This is a genomic window from Brasilonema angustatum (genome assembly GCF_059505445.1).
The window spans coordinates 166,473-177,655 of record NZ_JCACKO010000133.1; the positions used below are offsets into that span (position 1 = coordinate 166,473).

9 protein-coding genes are annotated in these 11,183 nt (G+C 43.4%); 3 read left to right on the forward strand and 6 right to left on the reverse strand.

The features are described 5' to 3' along the window. Positions 1–278: 278 nt before the first annotated feature. Positions 279–896 carry an NUDIX hydrolase gene (locus AC5JM2_RS23995; RefSeq protein WP_495837329.1) on the reverse strand — a complete coding sequence of 206 codons (618 nt, stop codon included), beginning with the start codon at positions 894–896 and terminating at the stop codon, positions 279–281. Between the two features lie 67 nt (positions 897–963). Continuing rightward, positions 964–2,166, reverse strand: a complete 1,203-nt coding sequence (locus AC5JM2_RS24000; protein WP_495837330.1) for a phosphoglycerate kinase — start codon at positions 2,164–2,166, stop codon at positions 964–966. Positions 2,167–2,256: 90 nt separating this feature from the next. Between AC5JM2_RS24000 and AC5JM2_RS24005 the strand changes: the two genes are divergently transcribed. Then, entirely contained in the window at positions 2,257–2,664 is a 408-nt protein-coding gene (locus AC5JM2_RS24005; RefSeq protein ID WP_495837331.1) for a universal stress protein, read from the forward strand. Between the two features lie 300 nt (positions 2,665–2,964). Here the strand turns inward: AC5JM2_RS24005 and AC5JM2_RS24010 are convergent, their stop codons facing one another. The 4 genes from AC5JM2_RS24010 to hemW all read right to left on the reverse strand — a co-directional run bounded on the left by AC5JM2_RS24010 (position 2,965) and on the right by hemW (position 9,604). Beyond that, the gene (locus AC5JM2_RS24010; RefSeq protein ID WP_495837332.1) at positions 2,965–4,389 is read right to left on the reverse strand and encodes a hypothetical protein; all 1,425 of its coding nucleotides are present in this window, start codon (positions 4,387–4,389) and stop codon (positions 2,965–2,967) included. 1 nt (position 4,390) lies between these two features. Next, complete coding sequence (locus AC5JM2_RS24015; RefSeq protein ID WP_495837333.1) at positions 4,391–4,777, reverse strand: hypothetical protein; 387 nt, start codon at positions 4,775–4,777, stop codon at positions 4,391–4,393. 384 nt (positions 4,778–5,161) lie between these two features. Beyond that, positions 5,162–8,371, reverse strand: coding sequence for a CHAT domain-containing protein (locus AC5JM2_RS24020; protein WP_495837334.1), 3,210 nt, complete (start codon positions 8,369–8,371; stop codon positions 5,162–5,164). A gap of 48 nt (positions 8,372–8,419) precedes the next feature. Next, positions 8,420–9,604: a radical SAM family heme chaperone HemW gene (hemW, locus tag AC5JM2_RS24025; protein WP_495837335.1), complete on the reverse strand. Its 1,185-nt coding sequence runs from the start codon at positions 9,602–9,604 to the stop codon at positions 8,420–8,422. A gap of 251 nt (positions 9,605–9,855) precedes the next feature. Here hemW and AC5JM2_RS24030 point away from each other — a divergent pair, with 251 nt between their 5' ends. Further along, on the forward strand, positions 9,856–10,932 hold the full coding sequence (locus tag AC5JM2_RS24030; RefSeq protein WP_495837336.1) for a PIN/TRAM domain-containing protein: 1,077 nt from the start codon (positions 9,856–9,858) through the stop codon (positions 10,930–10,932). A gap of 5 nt (positions 10,933–10,937) precedes the next feature. After that, a complete protein-coding gene (locus AC5JM2_RS24035; protein ID WP_495837337.1) occupies positions 10,938–11,123 on the forward strand; it encodes a DUF8622 domain-containing protein in 186 nt (61 codons plus the stop codon). The last annotated feature ends 60 nt before the right edge of the window (positions 11,124–11,183 follow it).

Consider the following 11,183-nt stretch of genomic DNA (forward strand, 5'->3'; position numbering starts at 1 on the left):
AAGGTTGATTACACCCTGTACCGAAGAAAACGGAATAACACCCGGTGACTGGAGACGAACAATTTAAGTATGCTATATTTCTACGAAAATCCTCTCATCCTAAAGTAGTATTTTATACGTTTATTAAGATATATGAAATTCAAATTAGCATGTGATTTAACTGGCGGTTTCTTGCGCTAGCAACATATGAAACAAACACCATCCCGCTTCTAGCCTGTTAAGCGTTCCCGTTCGGCTAACGCTCAGGGCGAAGCCTGTTCACTGTATCTTTTCGCTTCCTAATCGAAGTCTGTGGGCAGATCTGGATCGCGGTAATGCTGGAAAAGTCGGGTGATTTGAGCTGGCGTTACACGCCCAAGAGATAGTTCTGGAATGTTGTCTTCAGGGAAAAAATCCACTTCTTCTGTTTCAATACTCGCTGATGGGGAACCACCAATAAGTTCACACAGAAAAAAGAGCTTATAGATGTAATGCTGATGCGGTGTATGTCCTTGTCTATTTCTGTCATACACAGCCAGCAGTTTTATCGCGCGTGTCTGATATCCTGATTCTTCAAAAATTTCTCTAACAGCTGCTTCACTGGGCGAGTCGCCAATATCCGCCCAGCCACCTGGTAAAGTCCAACAACCGTCTTGTCGTTCCTTGACTAACAATATAGTATTGTCGCGAAACACTCCTCCACGTACATCAACTTTGGGCGTTGCGTATCCCACTTCACGAGCGAATAAATCGAGGATATAGCTGTGTCCGACATTTGAGTATGTTGACATGATTTCAGCGGCGATCGCCTGAAGCACTTTATAGCGCTCAATGTCATAAGGATTTTCGGTAAAAGTTAAACCATTTTGGGCGATCGCCTGTAATTTTTGTGTCCATTCCAGCCACTTGGGTTCCACAATTTTCTCCCTATATTTGTAGAGACGTTACGTGTAACGTCTCTACATTGGTTTTAGATATTAGCCTTTATGCTTCATCTAGCGCCACAATACCAGGTAATTCCTTACCTTCGAGCAGTTCTAAACTAGCACCGCCACCAGTGGAAATGTGGCTCATTTGATCAGCTAAACCAACTTTTTCCACAGCAGCTACGGAATCACCGCCCCCGATGATGGTGGTTGCGCCGCCTTTGCTGATGTCGGCGAGTGTGCGGGCGATCGCTTCTGTTCCTGCAGCAAACTTGTCAAACTCAAACACACCCATTGGACCGTTCCAAATCACACTTTTGCAATCAGCAAGGGCTTCTTGGAATACTTTTATCGAATCAGGTCCGATATCCAACCCCATCCAACCATCAGGAATACTTTCCACGCTAACGGTTTGAGAATTGGCATCAGCAGCAAACTTATCTGCTACAACCACATCTGTGGGTAGCAAGAAAGTGACGCCCTTTTCTTTAGCCTTAGCTTCCAAAGACTTCGCCAATTCTAGCTTATCTTCTTCCACCAACGACTTACCGACACTCAAACCACGAGCTTTAAAGAAGGTGAAAATCATTCCACCGCCAATGATCAGTTTGTCGCACTTTTCCAAAAGGGCTTCAATCACGCCAATTTTGCTGGAAACTTTGGAACCGCCGATAATAGCCACCAAAGGACGCTGGGGATTTTCAATCGCCTTTTGCAGATACTGCAATTCTTTTTCAATCAAAAACCCACCAACAGAAGGACTCAGGTACTTCGTCACGCCTTCAGTAGAAGCATGAGCGCGGTGTGCGGTACCAAAAGCGTCGTTAACATACAAATCGGCATTTGCTGCCAGTTTTTTGGCAAATTCTGGATCGTTTTTCTCCTCTTCTTTGTAGAAACGGACGTTTTCTAATAGCAAAACTTGTCCATTTTGTAAAGCCCCAACTTTCGCTGCAACTTCATCGCCGATAGAGTCGTCAGTTTTGACAACTTCTTGCCCCAATAACTCAGACAGACGCTTAGCAACCGGAGTCAACCGCAGTTTGTCATCTACACCCTTGGGACGCCCAAAATGGCTCACTAGAATCACCTTAGCTCCCTTCTGCGTCAAATCCTGTATGGTAGGCAGAGCAGCACGAATGCGAGTATCATCTGTAATGTTGCCAGAATCATCCACTGGTACGTTAAAATCAACTCTCACCAGGGCGCGTTTACCAGACAAGTCTTCTGCAGATAAATTTGCTAAAGTTTTCTTGGACACGGCACAAACCTCCTGATTGCCTGTTTGTTATGTTTTGATGAGTACAACCATCCAGATTTTACCGACTCATGGGGGCACAGGTGAATCCGAATGTTTAAAACAGTTCTGTTTCCAATTGATCAAAGTCGAGAAGCACGCGAAGCAGCCGAAGTGGTTGCCAATATAGTGCAAAAGTATGGTAGTAAATTAGTGCTACTGAGTGTAGTTGAGGAACCCGCCGCAGACTCGCCCAACGGGGATGCCATGTCCTCACCAGAAACAGTAGCCCAACTGCTAGAAACAGCCAAATCCCTGTTTGCTGGGCAAGGCATTTCAGCCGAAGCCTTGGAACGGCAAGGCAAACCTGCTTTTACCATCTGTGATGTGGCAGATGATATAGGAGCAAATTTAATTGTCATGGGTTGTCGAGGGCTAGGCTTGACTGACGAGGGATCAACTGATAGCGTTACCACCCGCGTGATTAATCTTTCTCCTTGCCCAGTCTTAGTTGTGCCGTAGAGAGTGAGGAGTTATTTAGCAGTAGGGTGCGTTACACTGCGTTAACGCACCTGAGATGGTTTTTTTAATGCGAATTTTACTGTTAGCTACAAAACGTGTAAAAGCATAGCTAATATTTATTCCGAAGGACGGTTGACTCGGATTAATTTACCTTAACTCTTTAATGTATTTTATGTATCAGGACTTACGCAAAAATAACGTAGTTGTGTCATTGCGACGTAAGGAAGCAATCTCACAATCTTGTTCTTTCGTAAATCGTGCGTAAGTCCTATGTATCGTACTCAACTGAAAACTGCCATATCAGCGAAATAGGCGAAAGAAGCGACAAAGTTGGCCGAAGAATAGAGGCAGTAAAAATGGAGCACAAAGCATCATACTCCAGACAAAGGTTGGTGAAGCAAAGAAAGAAATGTCTCTATAAGATGTCACAGGTGGTTGTTTGGCTGAGATAGCTGTGGCGGTAATGCCGCTGATGGCAAGCCCAATACCTGCAAGTGCTATAGTGTTGTCTAGAGCGCGATCGCTCTTCGTTTGTTCTAAGTCAATAATACCTTGGACAGTGCTATTGAGATTTTCCAGTAAGGTTAATCCAGGGTTGAGATTCGCAAGATCTGCTTCTACTTGTCGCTGATATTTTTTAGCGTAAATCTCGCGATCGCTGAAGGTTTCTAAAAACTTTAAATCGCTACCTGCATATTTTTTCTGCATATCAGCTAAACGAGATTTGTAATTATCTAAGTTTAATTGAATTGTTCGGTTTTGATTCTCTAGATAGTTTAAAGCAATAGTATAATCTGACAAATTAATTAAGTTAGCCGACAATGTTTCTTGTAGCTTACTAAGTTTCAGACTGTTGGTTTGCAATAGCTTTGGTAACTCACTAGCTTGCTTGATTGATGGTTGTATTTCTACATATTCTTTTTTGAGAAGTGTTTTTTGATAACGGCTTTGATAATAAGACCAAACAACTTTGTGGCGGTATTGCCATAAGCGTATAAATTCGTAATAGACACTTTGCACCCGCTTTCTCATTTCATCGGGCGAAATATTATCGGGAAACAACCAGATTAGGACATGATGACTTTCTTGTCTAAACTTTTCCCAAAACTCTTTCCCATTGACACCTAAATTTTGGGGAGTATACCACAACTCAAAAATTGTTCCTGATTCTAACTTGCCCTTGCCAATTAAATCTCGTTTCCAGTCGTAATTGCTGACAACTTGTGTGTAGCACTTCTGGGCAATATCTTCTATTTCGGCATCAGTTTTCTGACTTGCCAATTTGCCCCAAAGTAACCAAGTTTGTCCGATTGTGCCCGTTTGTTCAGAGATGTGTTGAAGAATTTCTTGTTTAAGTTTTAAGAAAGGTTCATCTTTGATGTTTTGTGGTTCATCGTTATATCTACCGTTAGCATCTCGTTTTCCAGAGTCGTTAACCTGAAGGGCATAGGTATCGCCTATTTGCAGGGGATAATAGTAACCATCTAGCGGTGATGGAAATTGCCTACTTGTGGGGTTGAGTAACTCGATAACATCAACGTCTGTATTTTGATACTTCTGGAATTGTGTATACTTTTCCTCAAAGCTTTGTTCGTCTAAATCACCATAAATTTTTTGACAGAAATTGCGGCAGTTTTGGTCAATTTTTGACTTATCTTGTCCTAAGCCATCCTTCAAGTCGTAAAGGAATAAGTCTATACTGGGATAAATAATTTCCTCTGACATTTTATCGACTCCCAGAAATTAACTGCCAAAGCCGTTGGAAAAGGTTTTGTTTCGCTTTTGCAGCAGCAACAGAATCCTCAGCACCAAAAGTATCAATTACTGAGTTCGTGAGTTCTTGATTTGGATCTTTTGGCAGAGGAAGTGGTGGCAAACCTTTACTTCGTATACCAGCTTCTTTTTTCAAAGCTGTCAATTCTTGCTGGTATGCTTCATCTAAAGGTGGATAACTTTCAGCAATACTATCGAGGTTGCCAATATTGGTTGGATTGGCTTGTAAATTTTTGGCGATCGCATGAAGTTGCTTTTGGATATCCGCAGGCAAAGACTCATTCAGCTTGGCTAAGGCATTCAGGAAAGCGGTAATAGAAATGATATCGTTAGGTTGCATAAAGATTTGTGATTAGTGATTAGTTATTTTCTCGTTCCTCAGATCTTGCATCATACTTTTCGTCCGCCAAGAAATTTATTTCTTGGCTCAAAGTCTAAGTCCGTTAAAACGGACTGAAAAACTTATACAAATTCTGTATGATAGCTTGCGTGGCGTAGCCATAGATGCGCCCAAATATATGAGGAATGAACCGCGAAGGCGCAAAGAACACAAAGAAAGAAAGAAGAAGTCAAGAAAATTTGGCGCAGCCTCACAAAGAAATGGTATTACTTATACTAAACTGCTTTCTAAACCGTAACTTTCAAATGGGAGTAGTTTTTGATTGGACTAGAAAATCAAAATCTCTAAATTACGCTTTTGAACACGAATTGGTATCAGTCCGTTTTAACGGACTTGGTTTATTAGCCCAGAACTTGAGTTCTGGGCGTACTCAGCCGCAGATGCAAGATCTGAGCCTCCCAGCCTGAGGCTGGGAACGAGGGAAGGAGGGAAGCAACCAGTAATTGTAAAAGCTGCCCAATAATAGGGATCATCAAAATGCTTCTGTTTCTTATCAGCAACTTCCATCTGACGGAATTGCCATAACTTATTTCTGACATGAGGACGTAAAAGTTCTTCATCTCGCGGCAGCTTATCAAAGATAACTTTACACAATCTCTCCAGTTTATAATCTGTAAGATTGCGAAACCATTTTTTCGCTTTTGCTAAAGCAATGGCTGGTGGTTTGCCTTTCTTGAGTTGCCAGTAAAAGTACATGACAAGCAAACTACTCTCATCATCATTCACTGTCCATAAAGTGCTGAGAACGTTGCTGACACCTTGGTAAACAAAAGCGCTGACTAAGCCAACATATTCATTTTCTATCGTTTGGTTGCCAGTTAAAGCAGTTTCGCAAGCGGCAAGAGTGACAAGCTGATAACCTGTAAAATCTATCTTACAAACTTCCTCCACCGTGAGTTTATCTTCACCACTGAGAACAAGAGCAGATTGTTTGGGATGCTCAAAATCATAACTGCCATGTCCGGTAAAGTGAAAGATATTGTATTTATCCGCAAGAGCTTCTTGTACAGCGATTTTGGTAGCTTGTTCGCCAGAAAGCCGCTTGTTGTCGGGATGGTTGAAAAGCTGGTTAATCGCAGCAGATTCGATTTCCGCATGGGGTAGAATATCAAAGCCTGCGCTGTCGGGATGTTCCACACTCAGCAGTTGGTGTGATTCCTCGTTGCTTGTTGACGAAATCTGCTGTAAAGATATGCCGACTTGGGCGCTGGGTAGATAAGTAGTGGTGAAATCTTCGGGAAACAGCGCATGAAGGGGGAAGCGGTGCAAGTCGCGGTGGGGAACTAAGATAAGATTTTGGATTGATTCGTTGTGAATTTCGTTATTAATTTCGCTCACTATAGCTGAGACATTGAGGATATCACCAAACTGCTTGAGCATTTGAGGCAAGTTGTCACGCCAGCTGTTTTGTTGTGCAACTTGCTTATCTTCGCTTTTGCGCTCATCCTCATATTGTTGATTCCATTGTTTCACCCAGATTTCAAACTCGCGTAAAAAGAAGGGAGTAGAAATGACGCTGGGTTGAGCGGCGTTGTGTTTGATAATAAAAGTGCTGAGGGCAAAAGGGCTGAGATGCCAATAGACAACAGCAGTTGTGGGATTCGTCAGCCGTTGCATATCAGCATAACTGGGACTAAGGATTTCTTGCTTTTGGGCATCTAGAATCCAAGTGAGGCAGAGATTTTTATTTCTCTCAGCAGCTTCTAACGCCAAGACGATCTCACCATCTTCTACCAAAACATCAACCCGCATCTGCGAGAAGCCAGTAAATTCAACTATCAATTGTCGTTTCTGGAAAGAAGTTTTTTTGCGGTTGAACAGGTTTGTAAAAACCTCTAACCCATGTCGCCGCCATTCCTTTGCAGCTGTAGTTTCCCCCAAAGCCAAAAGGACGCGAATCAAATCTCGCACAACCTTTAAATGCAACTGAGGGAAATCTGCTTCTGTGAGAGTTTTTAGCGCTTCATTGTAACTGTTGACAGCTTTGTGCCAATAGCTGTGGGGATCGGAATCAACTTGCCCTCGCAAGTAGTAAGCATTACCTATTGCTCGATGCAACATTCCCCAACCTTTTGGGTGGGTGTGTTGGTGACAATACTTCAAACCTTCCTGATAGCTTGCCAATTTACCTTCATAACCACGCTGGTTAAGATGGGGATTGTTTCTGGCAATTGCACTCATAAAAGCCAGCAGGGGATCACAACTCACTGAACTTCCCGCAGCAGAACCTCGGTTTAACCAAGCTTGATGGTAGTCGGGTTTGATTTCTAAGGCTTTATCGTAGGATGCGATCGCTTCTTCAAATCGCCCTAATTTACCCAGCGCCACGCCCCGGTTGTTCCAAGCTTCATCTTTGTCGGGTTTGAATTCAACGGCTTTGTCACAGGATGCGATCGCTTCTTCAAATCGCCCTAATTTACCCAGCGCCACGCCCCGGTTGTTCCAAGCTTCATCTTTGTCGGGTTTGATTTCAATGGCTTTGTCGAAGGATGCGATCGCTTCTTCAATTCGCTCTAAGTTAGAAAGCGCATTGCCCCGGTTGTTCCAAGCTTCATCTTTGTCGGATTTGATTTCAATGGCTTTGTCGAAGGATGCGATCGCTTCTTCAATTCGCCCTAAGTTAGAAAGCGCATTGCCCCGGCTGTACCAAGCTTCATCTTCGTCGGGTTTGATTTCTATAGCTTTGTCGTAGGATGCGATCGCTTCTTCAATTCGCCCTAACTCACTCAGCGTCAACCCCCGGATGTACCAAGCATCATGTAAGTCGGGTTTGAATTCAATAGCTTTGTCGTAAAATGGGATCGCTTCTTCAATTCGCCCTAACTCACTCAGCGCCAACCCCCGGATGTACCAAGCTTGATGGTAGTCGGGTTTGATTTCAATAGCTTTGTCGTAGGATGCGATCGCTTCTTCAATTCGCCCTAAGTCAGAAAGCGCATTGCCCCGGCTGTACCAAGCTTGATGGTAGTCGGGTTTGAATTCAACGGCTTTGTCGAAGGATGCGATCGCACCTTCAAAATCCCCTGCCTCAAATTGCTCATTACCTGTGTCAAACCAAGCGTCTGCATCTCCTTCCCCTTCCTCCTCTTCCTCTGCGCCCTCTGCGCCTCTGCGGTTCGTTTCTCCTCCCCTCCCCAATAACCACCTCCCAATCTCACCCGCCACCTCACCCACTTCCCCAACACCGTTCGGCTGATCGCTCACGGCGTTGCCCAACTCACCCAACTGCACCATCCGGGAAGCTAACTCTGTATTCTCAGCACTTGATACTAGCAATCTTTTCCCAAAGCGCCGCAACCACTCCACCAAACCAGCCTGAGTGATTTTATTGACATCCAAAAAACCCTTTACCCGTCCGCGACTCCACCCCTCATTCACACCTGCCAACAGTTCAAGGAACAACGCTTCATACTCAGCATCTGTCGGCTGTCTTCGTGGTTCTACCTTCCTCTGTTTCCCCGACTGAGGAGATTGCTTGCTGCCAAATAACCGCTGAAAAAACCTTTTGAGCCACTGCCAAAGTCGCCTGAACATCTGCCGCACTTGTGTATCACATTTATCTTGTATTCTAGCAATTTCACTTCATTCCCCTAACTCCTTAAACAACTTCGCCAACACCACATTAGAAAACAAAAACCCCTCGGGATCAGTCAACCGCAACCTTTGTTGCACAACTTCCACCCAACCTTTCTCAAAGTATGGTTGCAAACACTCGTGAATCTTCTCTACCTTCTGTTCCCCAAACTGTTCCGCCAAAACTGTCAAACTCACACCTTCTGCCAAACGCAACCCCAACATTAAAGTTTCTAATAAAACTTCATCTGGTGATGTCACTTCGCAATCAATCACACCGCCATCTTGTACCCACTGATAATACTCCTTCGTTTTACGCGGACGGGTGAACCGTTTCCCTTCTACGTAACTTGCAGCACCCATACCAAAGCCATAATACGGGCGATTTTCCCAATAAACTCGATTATGGCGACATTGATGTCCGGGCTGTGCATAATTGGAAATTTCATAATGGTTGTAACCTGCACCCGTCAAAATTTGCTGTGCCATACGGTACATTTTGACTGTAGTTTCATCTGTTGGTAAAGGTTGATCCCCGGCTTTGTAGTAACGACCAAAAGCAGTTCCAGGCTCAATGGTAAGGTCGTATATTGATATATGCGTGGGTGCTATAGCAACCGCTTTTTCTAAAGACTCCTGCCACCTATCTAAAGTCTGATGCGGTAAACCCGAAATTAAGTCTATACTGAATTCGGGAATCATCACCTGTCGAATTAAGTCTACAGCTGCGAATATATCAGAGACGGAGTGCGATCGCCCACAAACTTGCAATAAGTCTTCTTGAAACGCTTGTACACCTAAACTTATCCGATTTACCCCTGCGCTGCGGTAGCCTTGTAAGTGTACCAAATCAAAGGTACCTGGGTCTATTTCCATCGAAATTTCTGCCCCAGCAGATACACCAAACCGATTGTCAAGCGCTTCCAATATCCGTTGTAACTGTTCTGTAGACAAAAGAGAAGGAGTTCCACCGCCAAAGAAAATTGTTATCAATGGTTGAGCGAGGGCTGGCGTGATGGCAATTTCTTGACATAGCATATTAACATATTGGGAGATAGTCCCAGAGGTTTCACCTCGTAAACGCTCTCCCACAACGGATACAGGGAAATCACAGTAAAAACATCGCCTTCTGCAAAAGGGAATATGAATGTAAGCAGAACTGGGAATGCTAGAAGTGGAAACTTTTTGAATCATCTTAATAAAGATTTAAATTGTGTTTGACACAATGACAAATTTACCCAAATTATGTCATTTATATTTTTTTATCGTTTTACAACAAAAAGATGAAAAAGATAAAGCATAAAAGTCTTTGGTTATAATGATTGCAGATGTTGTCATACTAAGCGCTTAGTATGACTGTAAATGCTTAGAAATTTCCACAACCGAGGAAACAAAAAATACTTGAGTTTTTCAATTAACTACAGTTGCAGGAAAGCTATACAACAATGTTTGATGCCATTATTATTTTCTCATTCATCCTGGCAGCAGCGGGCGTAGGTTACTACAGCACAGATTTCTTACCTACTGCGGCACTATCCAAAGTTTCTAACATCGAAGCTTTACGCCTGGTTGTCGCTATTTTTGCTGCCATATTTGGGGGTGCACTTGGATTAACTTTCCAAATAGCATATCGTCGCTTGGAGGCTCAAGTCCGAGAACTACCACTTGAAATTATTTTAACTCGTGCCATTGGATTAGTCATTGGGCTATTGATAGCAAACTTAATGCTTGCCCCTCTGTTTTTGCTACCAATTCCAGCAGATTTTAGTTTTATAAAACCGCTGGTTGCTGTTGTTGGTAGCGTCATACTGTCCTACACTGGTATGAATTTAGCAGATAGCCACGGGCGTGGATTATTAAGATTGATTAATCCCAGCACTGTGGAAACAATGGTTGTGGAAGGAACTCTCAAACCTGCCAACACCAAGGTTGTAGACACCAGTTGCATTATCGATGGTCGCATTGAAACACTGCTAGAAACTGGATTTTTAGAAGGACAAATTATCGTACCACAGTTTGTCTTGCAAGAGTTGCAACAAGTAGCTGATGCAAACAAAGACCTAAAGCGAGTACGTGGAAGACGAGGACTAGAAATTCTCAACAGAGTTCGGGCAGCATATCCTGAACGTATCCTGATCAACTCAGTTGATTATGAGGATATTACCACAGTTGATGCTAAACTCGTGCGTTTTGCTCAAGAAATCAACGCTACACTGCTAACCAATGACTACAACTTATCCAAAGTTGCTAGCGTCCAAAAAGTACCTGTATTGAATGTTAACGATTTGGTGAACGCAGTGCGTCCTACCTATCTACCTGGTGACAACATTGACCTTAAGATTCTCAAAGAAGGTAAAGAACCCAGTCAAGGCATTGGCTATTTAAATGATGGCACAATGGTTGTCGTTGAAGAAGGTAGCAGCTATGTAGGAAACGAACTCCGAGTCGTTGTTACAAGTGCTTTACAGACTTCCGCAGGAAGAATGATTTTCGCTAAGCCGCAAGCTTCAGCATTGGCATGAAGGCAATGGCACGTTCCATTCGAGTTAAACTTTGTGGTCGGTGCAGCTTGGCTGCACCGACTCTTTATCGGGTAAAGTGTGAAGAAGATGGAGATTGGATTTTTGTTTGTCCTGAATGTTGGCAGCACGTGAGTCAGGATAATCCGTTTTATGTTTATGGCGGAACGTGGAAGGCAAAGAAAAGACATTAGTACAGCAGGGAACAGGGAACAGGGAACAGGGAACAGGGAACAGGGAACAGGGAACAGGGA